Source organism: Bacillus sp. (in: firmicutes) (genome assembly GCA_017656295.1).
Classification (GTDB): Bacteria; Bacillota; Bacilli; order Bacillales; family JACDOC01; genus JACDOC01.
The window spans coordinates 510380-528497 of sequence record JACDOC010000001.1 but is presented as its reverse complement, the minus strand read 5'-3'; the positions used below and the strand labels follow the sequence as shown (position 1 = coordinate 528497).

At 41.1% G+C, this 18118-nt stretch carries 19 protein-coding genes and 1 riboswitch; of the genes, 4 read left to right on the top strand and 15 right to left on the bottom strand.

Annotated features, from left to right (window positions below; genetic code table 11):
* Position 1: 1 nt before the first annotated feature.
* The 3 genes from H0Z31_02665 to H0Z31_02655 form a co-directional block, all read right to left on the bottom strand.
* Positions 2–829, bottom strand: coding sequence for an ABC transporter permease subunit (locus H0Z31_02665; protein ID MBO8176338.1), 828 nt, complete (start codon positions 827–829; stop codon positions 2–4).
* Complete coding sequence (locus tag H0Z31_02660; protein MBO8176337.1) at positions 826–1692, bottom strand: ABC transporter permease; 867 nt, start codon at positions 1690–1692, stop codon at positions 826–828. The genes H0Z31_02665 and H0Z31_02660 overlap by 4 nt, the downstream gene beginning before the upstream one ends.
* A 79-nt stretch (positions 1693–1771) precedes the next feature.
* Positions 1772–3325, bottom strand: coding sequence for an ABC transporter substrate-binding protein (locus H0Z31_02655; GenBank protein ID MBO8176336.1), 1554 nt, complete (start codon positions 3323–3325; stop codon positions 1772–1774).
* Between the two features lie 385 nt (positions 3326–3710).
* Here H0Z31_02655 and H0Z31_02650 point away from each other — a divergent pair, with 385 nt between their 5' ends.
* Positions 3711–4820: an NAD(P)-binding domain-containing protein gene (locus H0Z31_02650; GenBank protein MBO8176335.1), complete on the top strand. Its 1110-nt coding sequence runs from the start codon at positions 3711–3713 to the stop codon at positions 4818–4820.
* A complete protein-coding gene (locus H0Z31_02645) occupies positions 4814–6454 on the top strand; it encodes a 50S ribosome-binding GTPase (protein ID MBO8176334.1) in 1641 nt (546 codons plus the stop codon). Before H0Z31_02650 ends, H0Z31_02645 begins: the two co-directional genes overlap by 7 nt.
* 333 nt (positions 6455–6787) lie before the next feature.
* On the opposite strand, the gene H0Z31_02640 is transcribed toward H0Z31_02645, so the two are convergent.
* From H0Z31_02640 to yugI, 12 genes are all read right to left on the bottom strand, one after another.
* Complete coding sequence (locus H0Z31_02640; protein MBO8176333.1) at positions 6788–7450, bottom strand: thiamine phosphate synthase; 663 nt, start codon at positions 7448–7450, stop codon at positions 6788–6790.
* Entirely contained in the window at positions 7447–8259 is an 813-nt protein-coding gene (thiD, locus tag H0Z31_02635; protein ID MBO8176332.1) for a bifunctional hydroxymethylpyrimidine kinase/phosphomethylpyrimidine kinase, read from the bottom strand. Before thiD ends, H0Z31_02640 begins: the two co-directional genes overlap by 4 nt.
* Positions 8260–8269: 10 nt before the next feature.
* Positions 8270–9295 carry a thiazole biosynthesis adenylyltransferase ThiF gene (locus H0Z31_02630; GenBank protein MBO8176331.1) on the bottom strand — a complete coding sequence of 342 codons (1026 nt, stop codon included), beginning with the start codon at positions 9293–9295 and terminating at the stop codon, positions 8270–8272.
* The gene (locus H0Z31_02625; GenBank protein MBO8176330.1) at positions 9292–10065 is read right to left on the bottom strand and encodes a thiazole synthase; all 774 of its coding nucleotides are present in this window, start codon (positions 10063–10065) and stop codon (positions 9292–9294) included. Before H0Z31_02625 ends, H0Z31_02630 begins: the two co-directional genes overlap by 4 nt.
* Entirely contained in the window at positions 10062–10265 is a 204-nt protein-coding gene (gene thiS / locus H0Z31_02620; GenBank protein ID MBO8176329.1) for a thiamine biosynthesis protein ThiS, read from the bottom strand. The genes H0Z31_02625 and thiS overlap by 4 nt, the downstream gene beginning before the upstream one ends.
* A gap of 16 nt (positions 10266–10281) precedes the next feature.
* Positions 10282–11415, bottom strand: a complete 1134-nt coding sequence (gene thiO / locus H0Z31_02615) for a glycine oxidase ThiO (GenBank protein MBO8176328.1) — start codon at positions 11413–11415, stop codon at positions 10282–10284.
* Positions 11396–12028, bottom strand: a complete 633-nt coding sequence (gene tenI / locus H0Z31_02610; protein MBO8176327.1) for a thiazole tautomerase TenI — start codon at positions 12026–12028, stop codon at positions 11396–11398. The genes thiO and tenI overlap by 20 nt, the downstream gene beginning before the upstream one ends.
* Before the next feature lie 12 nt (positions 12029–12040).
* The gene (locus H0Z31_02605) at positions 12041–12835 is read right to left on the bottom strand and encodes an energy-coupling factor transporter transmembrane protein EcfT (protein ID MBO8176326.1); all 795 of its coding nucleotides are present in this window, start codon (positions 12833–12835) and stop codon (positions 12041–12043) included.
* Positions 12836–12847: 12 nt separating this feature from the next.
* Positions 12848–14299 carry an ABC transporter ATP-binding protein gene (locus H0Z31_02600; protein ID MBO8176325.1) on the bottom strand — a complete coding sequence of 484 codons (1452 nt, stop codon included), beginning with the start codon at positions 14297–14299 and terminating at the stop codon, positions 12848–12850.
* Positions 14300–14310: 11 nt separating this feature from the next.
* Positions 14311–14898, bottom strand: a complete 588-nt coding sequence (locus H0Z31_02595) for an ECF transporter S component (GenBank protein ID MBO8176324.1) — start codon at positions 14896–14898, stop codon at positions 14311–14313.
* On the bottom strand, positions 14885–15580 hold the full coding sequence (tenA, locus tag H0Z31_02590) for a thiaminase II (GenBank protein MBO8176323.1): 696 nt from the start codon (positions 15578–15580) through the stop codon (positions 14885–14887). The genes H0Z31_02595 and tenA overlap by 14 nt, the downstream gene beginning before the upstream one ends.
* A gap of 162 nt (positions 15581–15742) precedes the next feature.
* Positions 15743–15850, bottom strand: a riboswitch (TPP riboswitch).
* A gap of 171 nt (positions 15851–16021) precedes the next feature.
* Complete coding sequence (gene yugI, locus H0Z31_02585; protein MBO8176322.1) at positions 16022–16399, bottom strand: general stress protein 13; 378 nt, start codon at positions 16397–16399, stop codon at positions 16022–16024.
* A gap of 207 nt (positions 16400–16606) precedes the next feature.
* Here yugI and H0Z31_02580 point away from each other — a divergent pair, with 207 nt between their 5' ends.
* On the top strand, positions 16607–17950 hold the full coding sequence (locus H0Z31_02580) for a sodium-dependent transporter (protein ID MBO8176321.1): 1344 nt from the start codon (positions 16607–16609) through the stop codon (positions 17948–17950).
* 17 nt (positions 17951–17967) lie between these two features.
* Positions 17968–18105 (top strand): hypothetical protein, encoded by a 138-nt coding sequence (locus H0Z31_02575; GenBank protein MBO8176320.1) that lies wholly within the window; start codon positions 17968–17970, stop codon positions 18103–18105.
* Positions 18106–18118: the final 13 nt, after the last annotated feature.

The following is an 18118-nucleotide window of genomic DNA, read 5'->3' as shown; positions in this document are numbered from 1 at the left end:
CCTAACGTTTTTTGACATCCAATACTTCTCTTAAGCCATCACCAATCAAATTAAAACTCAGGACAACGATCATAATCGCCAAACCTGGATAAATCATTAAAGTTGGAATGGATTGAAAATAAGGACGACTATCATTTAACATGGCTCCCCATTCCGGCGTCGGTGGTTGTGCACCTAATCCTAAATACGATAAAGATGAAACGAATAAAATCACTTTTCCAATATCTAATGTTGCTAATACTAAAACATGAGGAAATACTTGAGGAAATAGATGCTTGGTCATAATCGTCCATGTACTACATCCACTGATACGAGCAGCCAAAATATATTCTTTTTCTTTTTCAGAGAGAACAATACCCCTTACTGTTCTTGCATATACAACCCATTTGACTAAAACGATTGCCAATACTACATTGATAAGGCTTGGTCCTAAAAATCCAGCAATGGCAATAGCTAAAATAAAGTCTGGCAATGCAACAAGCCCATCGATGATTCTCATAAAAAACGCATCTACTTTTCCACCAACATATCCCGCGATCAACCCAATGGGAACTCCTATACATAAAACGGCTAAAATCGTCACACTACCAATTCCAAGCGTAATTTTGGCTCCGGTAACAATCCTTGAAAATACACACCTTCCAAAATGGTCTGTACCTAGCGGGTAATCCGGACTAGGAGGTAAAAACCGTTGAGCCAAATTCACCTCTGTCGGATCATTTGGTACAATATACGATCCAAAAACAGTTAAAAATATAATAAACGTTAATAAAATAACTCCGATAAATGACATGGGATCTCGAATAAAATTTAGGTACATTTTCGTCATTTCCCATACCCCTTTTCCAAACGTAATCGAGGATCAAGGAAACGGTAAGTAATATCGACAAGCAGATTAACGACAAACACGAACGTACCAGTAAATAAAATATATCCTTGAATAATGGGATAATCTCGCTTCAAAATGGCGTCAACAATCATTTTTCCTAAACCAGGCCATGAGAATAATGTTTCTACCACGACTGATCCACCTAACAAACTTCCGAAACTCATGCCAAACATAGTAATCACTGGAATCATGGCACCTTTTAACGCATGTCGAAATAAAATACTTCGTTGACTTAATCCTCTTGCATTCGCCGCACGAATGTACTCTTGTGATAGACTTTCTAATAATCCAGCCCGAAGTAATCGAGCATATACGGCGGCCATTGCTAATCCTAGTGTAACGGAAGGCAAAATAAGATGAAGCAAATGATTTCCACCTAAAGAAGGCAATAAATTGAAATGATAAGATAATAGAAAAATCAAAAGAAGGCCTAACCAAAAATCAGGGACGGATGCTCCGATAAGCGCGAGCATCCGACTGATATGATCAATAAGTCGATGGTGGTAAACCGCTGAGAGTACGCCTAATGGTACGGCAATGACAATTGCCACGGCCAATGCCCCAATCGTTAAGTAAATCGTATATGGAAGTTTAGACACCATTTCATCCCATACAGGTTGCTTCGTAATATACGATTCGCCAAAATCCAACTTTACAATCTGTTTTATCCAATCAAAATATTGCATAATAATCGGTCGATCAAATCCTAATTCTCTACGTAACGCTTCTTCTTCTTCATGTGTAATAGCAACTTCATCTATTTTCAAAATCTTTTTCACCGGATCACCAGGAGCTATTTGCATAAGAATAAAAGTACATAGAGAAAGAAGAAAGAGTACAATCCCTAATTGGAGGAAACGCGAGAGAAGAAATTTAGACACATTATTTCACATCTATTTTATTGGTAATCAAGTAATATTCTTCTGCTCCAGGCGACCAGTTCATAACTCGGTTGTTTACCCCAACTACAATGTTTGGATATACAACGAAAGATTGCGGAATCTCTTTTGCAATAATTTGAACGGCCTGTTTTGTCAATTCATTTCTTTTTTCTTGTTCGCTCGTAACATTTAGTTCGTGAATTAGTTCATTGAGACTCGGAATATTGATTTGTCCCGGATTAAGCGCACCATTTGGTAAATAAGCGATATTTAAATAATACCCTCCATCTCCACGAGGAGCTGTTAAATTACTGTAAGTTGCTAAATCCCACTCTTTTTGATGTTCATATAAATAGCTGTCAATATTCTCAACTGTTTGGATATCGATCGATACCCCGATTTTTTTTGCCTCTGCTTGTAACAGCTGTGCAATTAACGGCAATTCTGGACGCGATGCATAAGTAACAAGTTTAAAGGTTAACGGCTTTCCGTTCTTCACCAATTGACCATTTTCTTCTTTCCAACCCGCTTCTAACAATAACTGTTTTGCTTTGTTCGGATCAAAAGAAGGAGCTGGCCCATCGTTACTAAAAGAGAATTTTGAATGGAACGGTCCATTTGCAATGGTGGCTTGCCCCGCCATCACTGTGTTTACAACATCTTTACGAGAAAGAAGCAAGTCGATCGCTTGACGCACCTTAACATCTTGTAGTTCTGGCTTTTGCATGTTATACAAAATAAAATGCGCTCTTAGACTAGGAATAGATTCAACCTTTAAATCTGGATCTTTTTCAATTTCATCGATACTCTCGACTGGCAAATGGTAAACGATATCTGCTTCTTTAGATTGGAAAGCAACCGCTCGTACATTTGCATCCGAATGAAATTTAAAAAATACTTCTTCCACTTTTGCCATTCCATCCCAGTAATCTTCATATCTGTCTAAATTGATTTCAATGTCAGGAGTGAATTTCTTTACTTTAAAAGGGCCTGTACCTACAGGTGCTTTATTAAACTCATCTGTACCCATCTCCTCTTCTGCTCTTACACTAATGATAGATGTATTTGGATTTACCAATTCAGAAACAAGTGATGGATGAGGCTCTTTTGTACGAATGGTGAGCGTTTGTCCATTAGCTTCGATTGACTCAATTTTCAATGATTTTTCTAATGCCTTGCTTACTCGAATTCCACGTTCTAACGATGCTTTTACGGCTTTTGCATCTAGAAGGGTTCCATCATGAAACGTAACCCCATCACGAATCGTAAATACCCACGTATTCTTATCTTTCTGTTCCCAATCAGTTGCTAACCATGGTTCCAACTGAAGTTTATCGTTTAGCTTTACGAGCGTTTCTGTAATCCCCGCACGTAGAGGTAACCAACTTAAATGAGGGTCAAGTTGGCTATCACCAAAGCTGAACAGCAATGTAACTGTTTTCTTTCGATGTTCATCTTTTGTTTCCGTTGTACTTGTCTTTTCTAATGTACATGCTGTTAAACCAAATACGATGAGTATGACAAAAATAATATGAATAAACTTCTGAAATTTCATAAACACACCTCTCTTAAAAAATCGTAATGATTACGATTTTTATTTATAACACGAAAGAGAAAATATGTAAATAAAAAAACAAATTTCCTTAAAATGAAATAAAATCTATGTTAGAGAGAAAAAAGTAGAGTATTCATCTTTTTCTTTTAATAACGATGAGAATACTCTACCGATACTTACATCTATGAATTTAATATATTTACCAAGCTCCTCTTCCCTTCACCGGTCAACATCCGGTTTGTGGAGACCCCCCTATGAAATGAATAAGCATCCTTAATTTGTTTTTGCATTTTCCACAAAAGTATGCTTAAATATCTGTATCTTATAAATCGTAATGAATACGATTTTCATAAATAAGAGAAGGTATGAAAGGAGAGAGGAATTAATGAACCCATTTTTTCTAATTGTTGGAGCGGGTCCTGCTGGGATTGGAATGGGGATTTTACTAAAGCAATTAGGAATTAAAAATTTTGGAATTTTAGAACGTGACCGTGTTGGTTCCTCCTTTTTGCAATGGCCGAGGGAGATGCGTTTTATTACACCATCGTTTACGGGACAGGGCTTTGGTGCTTTAGATTTAAATGCTATTTCACCAACAACGTCACCTGCTTATACCCTCCGAAAAGAACATCTAAGCGGTGAAGACTATGCATTATATCTTGATTTATTAGCAGAACATTACGATTTACCGGTTCGAGAAGGAGTGAACGTAAACGAGGTAGTTAAAAAGGAGAATCGATTCATTGTAAAAACAAATGAAGGAGAATACGAGGCTGATGCCGTTATTTGGGCAACCGGAGAATTTCAATTCCCGAATGCAGCTCCATTTCCAGGAGCAGAACATGCGCTACATAATCGGTATGTTGACAGTTGGAAGAATTTCGAAAATGGGCATTATGTAGTAATTGGTGGGTATGAGAGCGGAATTGACGCGGCCGTTAACTTAGTTGCGAATGGAAATAAAGTGACCATCATTTCAGCTAAGGAGCTACATGGAAAAGAAGCGGACCCTAGTTTGTCATTAGCACCTTACACATGGGAACGATTGCGAAAAGCCGAACAAACAAAGCGTTTCACCATAGTCGAAAAGATTAGGGTTGTGAAAATTAAAAAAAAGGAAAACGGCTATTTGTTATTCCTTTCAAACGGAGAGCAATTGATGACGGAGACAAAGCCGATTCTAGCAACAGGATTTCGCTCAGGAGCGGAACAAATTCAATCCTTGTTTGAATGGGGTGAGAACGGAAAACCGAAACTGACGTTGTATGATGAATCGACCATAACGCCGAATTTATTTTTAATTGGACCGAGCGTTGCCCATGATCAAGCGATTTTCTGTTTTATTTATAAGTTTCGCCAACGTTTTGCCGTTGTAGCGAAAAAATTAGTTGATCGTTACCAACTTCCTCATGAAGAAGAGGTCTTCACTCTTTATGCAAACAACCAAATGTATTTAACAGACTTATCGTGTTGTGAGGTGAAGTGTGATTGCTAGCTGAGCGAACAAAACGAAAACGACTTTTACTCCTCGGATTAGAATCAGTTGGAAAGACCACATTATTTTCAAGGTGGACGCAGTTTGGTATTGGTGAAGAAACCAATGTGAAAGGAACGACTTACACGTTTCGTTCCCATCCGATACGTCAGTTGCGTGAATGGGATATTGTCGATACACCGGGGTTGCGTAGAGGGGATGAACTGGGTAAACGACAACTGGAAAAAGAAGTAGTAAAAGCTGATCACGTGATGCTCATTATCCGTGGGACGCATTTTCATGAGGAGTTGCAAGAACTGCTGTCGATTGTGCCTGTAACTCAATCAAATATTTCTATAGCTGTGACATTTGTAGATAAAATAAATCAACAAACGAAAACACTGTTAGAAAATGTTCAAAAGCAATACAATCTCCCGCTTTTTTTAACAAAAGGAAGAAAAGAAACAGCTCAATCGGTCCCTTCATTTGAAAAAGATGGAAAATGGACCCGAGATACTATTAAGGTATTACAAACACTGAACTTACCTAAAAAAGACCCTGCATCGTTTTTATTTGATCGTCCAATAATCGGTCCGCTTCTATCTGTGTTGGCAATATTGTTGATGTTTCTCTTACCTGTTTATGTCGCTTATAAGTTCTCCGATTGGGGACAACCGTATTTAGATGTTGGCTTAGCAAGTGTGGTTCAATTTTTTGAGGGAAAAGGAAAGCTGATAGAAGGATTGCTTGTAGGAGATTACGGCTTGCTCACACTAGGAGCTTATTCATTTTTATGGGCATTTCCAGTTGTGCTTTTTTTAAGTATTATGATGGCCATCACCGACGAAACAGGAATCAAAGATCGAATTACCGATGCGCTTGATCCGTATTTACGAAAAATAGGTTTAAATGGCCAAGATCTGATTCCTGTATTAAGTGGGTTTGGGTGTAATGTTGTGGCCGTTCAGCAGAGTCGATTGTGCAGTGCTTGTACGCGAAAAGCATGTGTTTCTCTCGTCTCATTTGGATCAGCATGTAGTTATCAAATTGGAGCAACAATATCGATTTTTCATAGTGCACAAAAGCCGCACTTATTTTTGCCGTACTTACTCACTCTCTTTATCGTTGGTGCCCTTCATACAAAAATATGGAATCGACAAGCAATGATACATGCAGCTATGCTTCGTCCTCATCGGACGTTTATTCAGATGCCGACATGGTCGGGAGTTTCATACCGCGTTCGTTCAACGGTCTTTCAATTTTTAACTCAAGCCATGCCGATCTTTTTGATCATTTGTTTTATCGCCGGGTTGTTGGATGTGTTAGGATGGATTGATAAAGTGGTGTTGTTATTCGCACCTGTCGTTCAATGGATGAATTTACCTGCAGAAGCTGCTATTGGTCTTGTTTTTTCAATAATTCGTAAAGATGGCATTTTGCTGTTTAATGAAGGAAATTTGGCGTTATTAACGTCGATGTCGCCATTTCAACTCTTTCTTCTTGTTTACCTTGCTTCGACATTTAGTGCATGTGCGGTTACTATTTGGACCATCGCAAAGGAATTTAATGTGAAAGAGGCAATTTTATTATCAGGAAAACAAATGATTACTTCGTTAACATCTACTCTTTTGCTCTTGTTATTATTCACTAGGTAACAATAAAATAATAACAATAATCGAGTTGTCGTTAAGTTGTAAGCAAAGATATGGAGAGATATAGAATTAAATTCCTTTTGACATAGTTACTTATTCGATTCGTTGGAGCACTTGAACAATGTGCTCCAAGAACGAAATAGGTTAATTATTTGCTATTATTATTGCTATTTCAACATAAATGTTGTTGTATCAATAAAAAACAGACCATTATGTTGTTGTTTGGTCTGTTTTTTTGTGGCCTGTTATATACCTCAATGTTACAGACATTATTACAAGGCTTCCGGAAAATATTTAATAACTCACTGTTTTGATTTTGTCTTCACGCCAAATTTATTATTTATTGGAAAAATGTCTCGTATTCGTTAAAAATTCTTCCTTTAAAACTGCAGCTTGATGCTGATTATTTACTGCATGTGTAATCGCAGAAATAACGGCAATTCCATCCGCACCAGCTTTAGCAATCGGAGCAATATTTCCTTGTTGAATGCCGCCAATAGCGACTAATGGCCCGGTGACACATGCGTTTCGTATTTCCTCAATCACAATCGGTCCTCTTACAACTTGGATATCTTCTTTTGTTTTTGTAGGATACATGGGACCGACTCCAATATAGTCAGCCCCTTCCACGAAGGCTCGTTTGGCTTCTTCAACGTTATGGGTAGAGACGCCCAGTAGTTTGTCACCTATCATCTTCCGAACCGCCTCTACATCACCATCTTCTTGACCGATATGGACTCCATCGGCATCAAGCTCAAGCGCTAATTGAACATCGTCATTAACGATAAAAGGGATACCGTGCTCTTTACAAATTGCATGCAAGTCTTTTGCTAATTCGTACTTGGCCTCACCAGTTAAAGCACCTATTCCTTTTTCCCGAAATTGAAACATCGTAATCCCACCGGCAATCGCTTGTTGCAGCACGGAACGAGGATCTTCTTTACAATTTGCACTGCCCATGACGAAATATAAGGTTAGATGGTTTCGTTGAAAAGTCACGAGACCACCTCATGTTGGTTTCGAAACGCCCAATGGTTGGTCGGGCCGTTTCCACTCCCGATGCCTAGTTCTTGTTCAATCGCTAAATGAATAAAGGTTTTCGCAACAGATACCGCTTCTTCCACCGATGATCCTTTCGCTAATTCTGCCGTAATGGCCGCAGCAAACGTACATCCCGTCCCATGCGTATGTCTTGATTCGATCCGACGACTTTGCCATTCATAAAATTGTTCCCCATCGAATAATAGGTCAATTAACTGCTCTTCGTTGCCATGGCCACCTTTCATCACGACGTAAGAAACGCCCATGTCATGAAGTCGTTTCGCCGCGTCTTTTCGATCTTCTATGTTTGTGATTGCCATGCCTGTTAATACTTCCGCTTCCGGGATATTTGGGGTAATCACTTTCGCCAACGGTAAAAGGTGTTTTTTCATCGCTTGGACGGCGTCTTCTTGTAGAAGGGGAGCGCCTCCTTTCGCGATCATGACAGGGTCAACAACGAGCTGTTTCCACCCGTATGATTGAACACGCTCCGCGACCGCTATAATAATTTCTTCACTAAACAACATGCCAGTCTTTACCGCGTGTGGGGCTAAATCTTGTTCAATCGAATCTAATTGTTTGACAACCGCTTCAACCGATAGCGGATAAACCCCTTGAACGCCTAACGTATTTTGGGCTGTTGCTGCAGTAATTACAGTCATGCCATATACGTGCAATTCTTGAAATGTTTTTAAATCCGCTTGAATACCGGCCCCGCCTCCGCTATCAGATCCAGCAATCGTCAACGCTTTATATACGTTCACCAAGTGGCACCTCCTACCCTAAATACCGATGATATAATGTTTTCGCTTCTTGAATATCTTTTGTTCCGTGAACGAGGACACGTCCATCTTTAAACACAACGAGTCGATGCTCAGGCACTTCCAATGATACGAGGTACGGATTTTTCTCTACATTACCCCCTTGACGTGAGAGCACTTTGGCGAGCTCGTCTAAATCGCGAGGACCTTTTATCGCTGGGCGAATTTGCACCGTATTTCGCCCACACAAAACCTCTGTTTTTGTTTGGTGTTCATACGAAAGAAACGGATACGTTTGATGCGTTCCGCAAGAAGGACAATCCTCTCGTTTTAACGAGTTGACATCAATCATCGATTGTTGGTTTTTCCACACATCAAACGAAATGAGTTTACGACGAACCGCATCAATATCACCGACGAGAATTTTTAACGTTTCAGCTACTTGATACGCCGCGACCATTTGTACGGCAGGACTGATAATCCCCGCCGTATCGCACGTGAGACCATTCATCGGCAGGGTTTCTAATAAACAATGCAGACAAGGAGTTTTTCCTGGAATAAACGGATAACTCACTCCGTAGCTTCCGACACAAGCTCCGTAAATCCACGGTATCCCGTATTTTTGTGAAATATCGTTAATAACCATGCGCGTATCAAAATTATCGGTCGCATCGATAAGGACATCAGGTTTGCCCTTTTTCACAAGCTCCTCTAGTACATTCACCGTCACATCGGTGACCATCGCCTCAATCTGCACGTCACAGTTGACTTGCTCTAATCTTTTTTTCGCAGCAATTGCTTTTGGTAAGCGAAGTTTCGCATCTTCTTCACTATACAGTTGTTGACGTTGTAAGTTACTCCAATCGACGTAATCCCGATCCATGATCGTGACTTTGCCCACACCAGCACGGACAAGGGCTTCGCTAGTTCCAGTTCCTAAAGCCCCCGCCCCGATAATAACTACGTGTTTTTTGACTAACTGTTGTTGCCCTTCTTTACCTATTGGAGAAAAGAGCTCTTGTCTTGAGTAACGGTCGTTCAAACGATACTCATTCCTTCCATTGGACTACTTGCGATCGCATACCGTTTTTTCGGAATACGTCCTGCTTCAAAACCAAGTCGGCCTGCTTCAATGGCTAGTTTCATTGCTTTCGCCATTTTAACCGGATCTTGAGCTGCGGCGACCGCCGTATTCAATAGCACGCCATCAGCCCCTAATTCCATAGCGAGAGCCACATCGGCAGGGCTTCCGATTCCTGCATCAACAATAACCGGTACCGTTGCTTGCTCAATGATGAGGCTCAGATTCATCGGATTGATAATTCCTTGACCCGAACCAATTGGTGATGCACCTGGCATAATGGCGTGACAGCCTAATTCTTGTAAACGCTTGGCTAGCACCACATCATCGGACGTATAAGGTAACACGATGAATCCTTCCTCTAGCAACATTTCCGTTGCTTTTAGTGTTTCGACTGGATCTGGAAGTAACGTTTTTGAGCAACCAATCACTTCTACCTTCACCATGTCGCACAAGCCGGATGCTTTTGCTAATCGGGCAATACGTACCGCTTCTTCCGCTGTTGAGGCTCCAGCTGTATTCGGAAGTAATTTATATTGCTCTAAGTCTAGCTTTTCTAAAAAATTCGGTTGATTCGGTTCAAAAATGTTCATACGTCGAACAGCAAACGTTAATATCTCCGCACCAGACACTTCTACTGCTTCTCGCTGAATATCCATATTTGGATATTTTCCAGTCCCTAATAACAAGCGTGATTGAAACGAATATGGTCCAATGGTTAACATCATCAACCGCCTCCTACAAAATGTACAATTTCTACTTGATCTTGATCGGACAATGTTGTTTGTTTATAGTCTTCTTTTTGAATAATGTTTCGATTGACTTCCACGATTACAATTCGATGATGAAGTTGAAAATGGATCAATAAATCTTCGACTGTTCGAATGTCATCAGGAAGTTGGAGTGTTTCTCCATTAATGTGTAACTCCATATCCTTTCCTCCTTTCTTACATACTTGTTGGTACTACTCGTAACAAGTGAAAGCTTGATAAATCGATAGATTCATATGTTTTTCCTTCTACTAAATCAGCCATAATCACTCCAGTAATCGGACTAAGTAAAATTCCGTTGCGGTAATGACCAAACGCACCAAACAGCCCTTTAATATCCGGATGCTCTCCAAGGTAAGGAAGTCCATCACTTGTTTGCGGGCGAATGCCGCTCCACACGTTTTCCCAATGGGCTTCTACTATGCTAGGAAGAATAGCAGAAGCCCGCTCGAGCAGGCTTTGCACTCCCTTTACGCTCACTTTTTGATGAAACGTTCCTTCCTGGGATGTGGCACCGATGACTAATCGGTTCCCTTTTTTCGGAACGATGTAACAGCCGTTGTTCGCAAAAATCGTGGACGTAATGAACGGAATTTCCGTTACAACGGAAAGACATTCCCCTTTGACCGGAAAAAGTGGAACATCGATGCCAGTCGGTTTTAATAATTGTTTTGACCAAGCTCCTGCACATAGAATTACATTATCGGAAGTGATTCGCCCTTCTGCCGTCTCGACTCCTTTCACTTGACCTCTTTCCCATAAAAGGCTGTACACTTCCGTATATTCCTTAATGACAGCTCCGAAACGAGAGGCGGCTTTTGCAAAAGCAATCGATAATTCAGCCGCGCGTACTTGACCGTCTCCTGGAAGGTACATAGCACCATAAAGCGTTTCCGTCACATGGGGCTCCCTCTCTTGCAATTCCTTCATCGATAACCATTGGACAGAAGGATCTTGTTGTTTCCAAAATTGATAATGTTGTTCGAGCGCCACCCCATCCTCTTTCGAACAAGCGACTTTAATTAGCCCTCTTTGAACGAGCCCAATGTCGATACCCGTTAATTCCTCTAATTCTTCAACAATTGAAGGAAACATCTCTCGGCTTTTTAACGCTAACGGAATGAGCGGGCTATCCGTGGTAAATTCCGATTGGGCCCCTAACATCCCCGCCGCTGCCCTTGACGCTCCTTGGGCGATTTCTTGTTTTTCGAGGACGATTACGGACGCCCCTCGTTTGGCCAGTTGAAAAGCAATGGAACAACCGATGACTCCACCTCCCACAATCACTGCATCATATCGTTTGTTTTCCATGTTTGGCCCTCCAGTTTTTTAGTAACCGTGTATATGCTTTTGCGGCACTTACAGGATCTTTTGCCAAAAACACACCCGACATCACGGCAATTCCCTTTGCTCCCGCATTCAGAACGTGCACGGCGTTTTCAACTGTAATTCCTCCAATCCCAATCACCGGGATAGGTACTTCGTTAGCAATCTGTGTCAACGCTTGAATTCCTCGTGGTTGTAACCCCTTTTTACTCGCCGTTGGAAAAATGTGACCATACACACAATAATCAGCACCGTGGCGAGCGGCCGCCAGCGCCTCTTCCAACGAATGAACAGAGCAACCTACCTGTAAAGATGGAAAATGGTCCTTGACTCGTTTAACGTCTAAACTATGGTAAGCAAGTTGTACCCCTTTCAAACTATAAACAACCGCCACATCAACACGGTCATTCACGACCATTTTGGAAGCGGGAACGCCTTGATCTAATAAAGAGGAGACAAGGTTACCTAACTCTTTCGCCGTCATTTGCTTTTCCCGCAAATGAATCGTATCCACGTATGGATGAATGTGGGCTACAATCTCGACAATCTCCGCACTTTGTTGCTGGCCGGTCGTAATGACATGCAATTCTTGTTCCAATTTTTCTCACCTCTAGCGGACATCGGTCATCGGGAACCACGGAAAGGTAACAGCCATGAAATATATAAGCAGAGTAAAGACGAGCATACCAAAAGAAAAAAGAACGTCATGTTTGTTGATTTTCATTTCGTAATAATACGTTCGTTCTGACTCTTCTGAAAATCCTTTCGCCTGCATCGCTACCGCCAATCGTTGCGCCCGTCGAATGCTTTGTGAAAGCAAAGGGATCGCGTATCGGTTCATGCGCTCGACAAACGCTTTGACTCCTTTTTCATTCATGACTCCTCTTACCATTAAAGCCTGCCGAATCGTTTGAAATTCCAAAAACATGATTGGAATAAGTCGGGCCCCTGCTAAAAAGCTATAGGCATATTTCGGCTTTAGCTTTAGCTGCTGCATTAACGAATAGAACAAATACACTGGTCTTGTTGTTAAAGAAAACGTTAAACCGAGCAAGGCAAACGTAAGGGCACGAAACCCTAAATGCAACCCACGATAAAAGCTTTCCTCTGTGATGTGTATCAGTCCCCATTTCCACCAAGTGGTTTCGCCTTTGCCGAAAAACATCATCGACGTGGACGTTGAGATAAAAATAACCAAAAAAGGAAGGAGGAACATGAGAAGGTGTTTCCAACGATAGCCCGTAAATAAAACGAACATGAGTAAACATCCTACCATGATGTAAAACGACACGTTTGGATTATGAATGAACAACACAGTAATAAAAAAGAAGAGCATAACCAGCAGTTTCACAGCTGGGTTCATTTGATGGAGCCACGTTTCCCGATAGGTCAATTCCCATCTCATAAGAAATCCTCCTTACCTACTTCCGACAAGTTCTTTCGTTGGACGATGGATTGGCTCATCACGTACCAATCGGCCATTAGTAATTTCCCATCGTCTTGTTGCAAATGTGTCGACAATATGGGTATCGTGCGTCACCATAAGAATGGTCGTCCCTTGTTCCCGAAGGTGTTCTAACCGTTCTAATAAGGCAAACGTATTTTGCGCATCCTGACCAAACGTCGGTTCATCTAACAGCAACAACGGTTGGTGATGTACGATGGAAGCGGCAACGCTTAAGCGACGTTTTTGCCCAACGGATAATTGATACGGATGCTGATGGCAAAGCCCGTTTAAATGGAATTGTTCTAAAAGCGTGTGGACGATCGGCTCTATTTCCACTTCTGGTCGTTTTTGCAATCGAAGGCCATACGCCAATTCGTCGTAGACGGAATTAGTGACAAATTGAAATTCAGGTTGCTGAAACACAAAACCGATTTGTTCATACATTCGTTTCATTTTGTGTACCGTTTGACCTCGAAAAATACATGTTCCTTTTGTTGGAATGAACCCAATGATCGCTTGCAGTAATGTGCTTTTCCCCGCTCCATTGCTTCCGGTAATGGCAATCCATTCTCCTTGATAAACAACCGCTTTCTCCACCTCGATGTGTATCCGCTTGTTTCGTAATCCTTGAAACTGTTCGAGTCGAAGAATTTCGGTGGTTGATACCGTTTTCCGTTTGTTCGAACGTTTTGCCTGATATCGATCCCAACAGCCCGGATACCAAATACCGTGTTGATCAATCGTCTCTTGGTACTGTTGAAATATCTGTTTTGCCGGACCATTAGCGATAACCTCACCATGTTCGTTGAACAATACGATACGGTCCACCCAATCCAAAATCAGGTCAATTTTATGTTCGACAATGATGATCGTTTTTTCCGAAGCAACGTGTTTTAACACCCGCCATACTTCTTCTGTTCCTTCCGGGTCAATCATAGCGGTCGGTTCATCTAAAAATAGTACGTCCGGGTCTCCTGCTAAAGCAGAAGCGATGGCTAACCGTTGCTTCATTCCCCCGGATAATTTTTGAATGGGTGTGTGGGGAGTATCTAATTGCAAATCGACGAGTTGAAGCAACTCTTTAATCCGGTCAGCCATTTGTTCACGAGGTACCAATCGATTTTCTAAGGTAAACGCGAGCTCTTCATCGACATAGGGCATACAAAATTGGGAATCGGGGTCTTGAAACACATAGCCCCATGAGGCCGGAGTTTGGATGCTTTCTGCCTTCATCGGAACTTCAATCGTCCGCGGAATCAAGCCGGCTAATACTTGAAGCAACGTTGATTTTCCACAACCTGATGGACCTAGTAAAAGGACCTTTTCTCCTTTGGAAATGGATATAGTTATATCTTTAAAAAATAGGGAATCGGTCCCTGGAAATTTCAGTCGTAACTTGTGGACAGAACAAACCGGTTTCATATGTTCACCTTCTATCGATCTAATGCCTCGTAATCCTCAGTAGAAGCTGGTCGTACAAGTTGCGTAACCCCAGTAGCCTCCAGCGCTTTCACTAAGCAATAAGCGAAAATTCCGGCAATCAAAATAGCTCCAACAAAGCGGGCACCAATAAATAGCATTAAATTCCATAGCGCTAACTCATCAATATACCCTTTGTATAAATCCATGATCAGAGAAGCCAATGTGGAACTAATGGCCGCTAATGAAGCAACAAATACATTGAAACGTTTGTAACGGAAAATAGCGAACACCGCTTCGGCAAACAATCCTTGTAAAAATCCGTATAGTAAAACTTCAAGTCCCCATTCCGACCCAACAATAAATTCCCCTGATGCTGCGGCTACTTCCGCTAGCAGTGCGACCCCCGGTTTACGAATAATTAAAAACGCCACAATTGCGGCAATGAACCACATACCGTAAATCAGCTGATCGAGATGAAGTCCAAATGGTTTTACAAAGTAGTAAAACGGTCCCCACAGTTTATATACAATCCCAAAAACTATCGCAATCACAATCGTTGTTAAAATGTCAGCTAATTTTAATTGTTTAGAGTGTTGCATATTGTTCCTTCTCCTTTCCTGTCATTGGCCAAGATTCTAATGTGTACGCCATTTCCCAAAATAAATATTCATAATGACTGCTAATTAGAAAATGTTGTTTCATTCGTTGGCGATCCGCTTCCGTTACTACTTCCGCAATCGCATCAAGTCGTGATATCTGCTCTTCTACGAGTTGACGGAACCATTCCGACCCGTAAGCAGCAATCCATTCTTGATAAATGGGCTCATCTGGTCGACAATCTTTTAGCCGTTCACCAATTTCGTAATAAAGCCAATAACATGGCAAAATGGCAGCCACAATATCTCCTAAATGACCTTCGTACGCCGCCCGATACATGTGGGACGTATACGCGTAAGCAGTCGGAGCTGGCATCATCGAAGCCTTCTCTTCTTCCGTAATTCCTAATTGCTTTGCAAAACGCTCATGTAACGAGAGCTCGGCTTGGTACGTATTTTGTGCGTGATGTGCCATACGAGCGGTAGTAGGTAAATCAATGGCTTTTGCTGCTCCGAGCGCTTGCACTCTCGCAAAGTGACCTAAATAATACGCATCTTGCAGTACATAGTATCGAAAACATTGTAAATTAAGCGTTCCATCCCCAAGCTGTTTCACAAAAGGATGATGAAAGCTTGCTTCCCATAGGCCATCTGCTTCTTGCCGAAGCGTCTTTGAAAATGACATATTTTTCTCCCCCTTAGTCAGGTGTCATGTATGAAAAACACAGTGTGGGCCCAAAACTGCGTTTTTTCCAATAAAAAAACCACTTTCCTTACCAACATAAGGAAAGTGGTGATTGTATCCCATACAAGTACATCACATAAATGGATGACAAACGATGTCAACCATTCCACACTTCCACTTCCCTACGCTGGTATGATCCAGATCAGGTTCTAAGGGTCTCAAAGGCACACTTTGATCTCAGCCTATCTAAAGGCACCCCTAGTGGAATTAATGAATGTATTCAATTATAATTCCTGTTGTCTTTTTTATCTTAACATGATGATTATTTTTGTCAAATCCTTTCTTAGAAAGATGTTATTCATTTTTAAGATTTCATATACCAATTAAAAAAGCTGCAACCAAATAAGTGGTTACAGCTAACAAAACCCGTAATCACAGCGGTTATTTTTTAATCAAATCTTCCCGTTGTGATTGTTCAATCCATTCTTGGAGTTTTTCTTTTAACGTGTTAAAGCCGGCCTGTGGTGTTTCATTTTTGACGCTTCCTTGGCGCTTTTTCCCTACTTTCTTTTTGCCAGTTGCTTGAGCCGCCCGAATGGATAAACTAATTTTCCCGTCCTCATCAATGGAAAGAACTTTTACTTTTACTTGATCGCCAACTTTTACATGGTCGTGAATGTTTTTCACAAACCCTTGGCTGATTTCCGATATATGGATAAGCCCTTGTGTTTGATTATCAAGCTCCACAAAAGCACCATACGGTTGAATACCGGTCACAGTACCTGTTACAATTGTTCCTACTTCTAATTTTTCAGTCATGGAAACACTCCTACAATATATGTTTTTTCACCGTTATCGACAATTGTAGATTATATCATAGTTGGGTAGAGTAAGCAAAAAACCTATCATTTGATAGTTATCGGAAATTTCAAAATTTATTTGAACAAATTTTAAAGAATGACTATACTTTTAATGAAATTCATAGTAACATGTAAAAAATTAATGATTAAGTAAAGGAGTCGTATTATGAATCAGCAAGAACAATGGTCGTCAAAAATCGGCTTTATTTTAGCCGCAGCTGGTTCTGCCATCGGATTAGGGGCCATTTGGAAATTCCCTTACATGGCAGGAACAAACGGTGGCAGCGTATTCTTTTTCTTATTTATCTTGTTCACCGTTCTAATTGGGGCGCCCGTGTTGTTAGCAGAATTTATCATCGGTCGCCATGCCCAGACTGATGCTGTTCGTGCCTACAAAAAAATTGCACCGAATAGCGCTTGGCATTGGGTTGGATATTTAGGAGTCGTCGCATCCTTTGTCCTTTTGTCCTTTTATAGCGTTGTCGGCGGGTGGATTGTCTCCTATTTACTTCGAAGTCTAAGTGGCTTATTAATCGGAAAGACACAAGAAGAATATAATCAACTTTTTGGTTCTATTATCAGTAATCCATGGGAAGTACTACTTGCTCAATTCATCTTCTTAGTACTAACGATCCTTATCGTTCAAGGTGGTATTCAACAAGGAATTGAGCGCGCGAGCCGTTATATGATGCCAGCCTTATTTATCTTATTTTTAGTATTAGTCATACGCTCGTTAACGCTCGATGGCGCGATGGAAGGGATTCAATTCCTTCTAGTTCCTGATTTTAGTTACTTAAATGGCCAAACGGCATTACTTGCTCTTGGACAAGCCTTCTTTGCGTTAAGTGTGGGTGTTTCAGTCATGGTAACTTACGCTTCTTATTTAGGCAAAGAAGAAAACTTACCAAAATCGGCCACGTCGGTCGCCGTCTTAAATATTTTTATTTCATTCTTAGCAGGCCTGGTTGTGTTTCCAGCCGTTTTCGCACTAGGATTTGAGCCAGCTAGCGGTCCTGGTCTTGTCTTCGTTGTCTTACCAGCCGTGTTTAACGAATTAGCGTTTGGAGGCTTTTTCTTCTTTATTTTCATGGTTCTGTTACTATTTGCGACACTCACATCCTCAATATCGATGCTAGAGATTGTGGTCGCCGTCTTAACGAAATCCGAACAACGAAAGCGTAAAAAATTTACCTGGATTTCCGGTCTGTTGATTTTTATTGCTGGTATTCCAAGCGCCTTATCGTTTGGTATATTTGCCAAGCCACTCCTATTCGAAAAAACTTTCTTCGATCTAGCCGATTACTTTGTTAGTAATATTTCCTTACCGTTAGGTGCTTTGTTGATCTCACTCTTTGTCGGATACAAAATTCCGCGCGAACAAGTTTGGGCCGAAATGAAGCAAGGGGCAACGATGAAACACACATTATTTACAATTTGGTATGTCTCTGTTCGTTATATCGCCCCAATTGGTATTATCATTATTTTCTTAAATTCGTTAGGGCTCTTTTAATTATTTAGCTATGTTATATGTCATTGTTGATTTTTAGAAAGTTATTCACACGGCGGCGACTCCAGCGGGAACAAGAAGCCGCAAGACCTTTACTTAAGCGTAGCGAGGGAAGCGGCTTGCGGCTTGCCCGCGGAAAGCGTCCGCCACAAGCGTAATGTATACATATCA

What these genes read in the sequence shown, in the direction of transcription:
- H0Z31_02655 (MBO8176336.1), bottom strand. Translation starts at nt 3,325, where the DNA reads ATGAAATTTCAGAAGTTTATTCATATTATTTTTGTCATACTCATCGTA.
- tenA (MBO8176323.1), bottom strand. Translation starts at nt 15,580, where the DNA reads ATGTCATTTTCAAAGACGCTTCGGCAAGAAGCAGATGGCCTATGGGAA.
- H0Z31_02665 (MBO8176338.1), bottom strand. Translation starts at nt 829, where the DNA reads ATGACGAAAATGTACCTAAATTTTATTCGAGATCCCATGTCATTTATC.
- H0Z31_02580 (MBO8176321.1), top strand. Translation starts at nt 16,607, where the DNA reads ATGAATCAGCAAGAACAATGGTCGTCAAAAATCGGCTTTATTTTAGCC.
- H0Z31_02600 (MBO8176325.1), bottom strand. Translation starts at nt 14,299, where the DNA reads ATGAAACCGGTTTGTTCTGTCCACAAGTTACGACTGAAATTTCCAGGG.
- thiO (MBO8176328.1), bottom strand. Translation starts at nt 11,415, where the DNA reads ATGGAAAACAAACGATATGATGCAGTGATTGTGGGAGGTGGAGTCATC.
- thiS (MBO8176329.1), bottom strand. Translation starts at nt 10,265, where the DNA reads ATGGAGTTACACATTAATGGAGAAACACTCCAACTTCCTGATGACATT.
- H0Z31_02660 (MBO8176337.1), bottom strand. Translation starts at nt 1,692, where the DNA reads ATGCAAATAGCTCCTGGTGATCCGGTGAAAAAGATTTTGAAAATAGAT.
- H0Z31_02605 (MBO8176326.1), bottom strand. Translation starts at nt 12,835, where the DNA reads ATGAGATGGGAATTGACCTATCGGGAAACGTGGCTCCATCAAATGAAC.
- H0Z31_02650 (MBO8176335.1), top strand. Translation starts at nt 3,711, where the DNA reads ATGAACCCATTTTTTCTAATTGTTGGAGCGGGTCCTGCTGGGATTGGA.
- H0Z31_02595 (MBO8176324.1), bottom strand. Translation starts at nt 14,898, where the DNA reads ATGCAACACTCTAAACAATTAAAATTAGCTGACATTTTAACAACGATT.
- yugI (MBO8176322.1), bottom strand. Translation starts at nt 16,399, where the DNA reads ATGACTGAAAAATTAGAAGTAGGAACAATTGTAACAGGTACTGTGACC.
- H0Z31_02575 (MBO8176320.1), top strand. Translation starts at nt 17,968, where the DNA reads ATGTCATTGTTGATTTTTAGAAAGTTATTCACACGGCGGCGACTCCAG.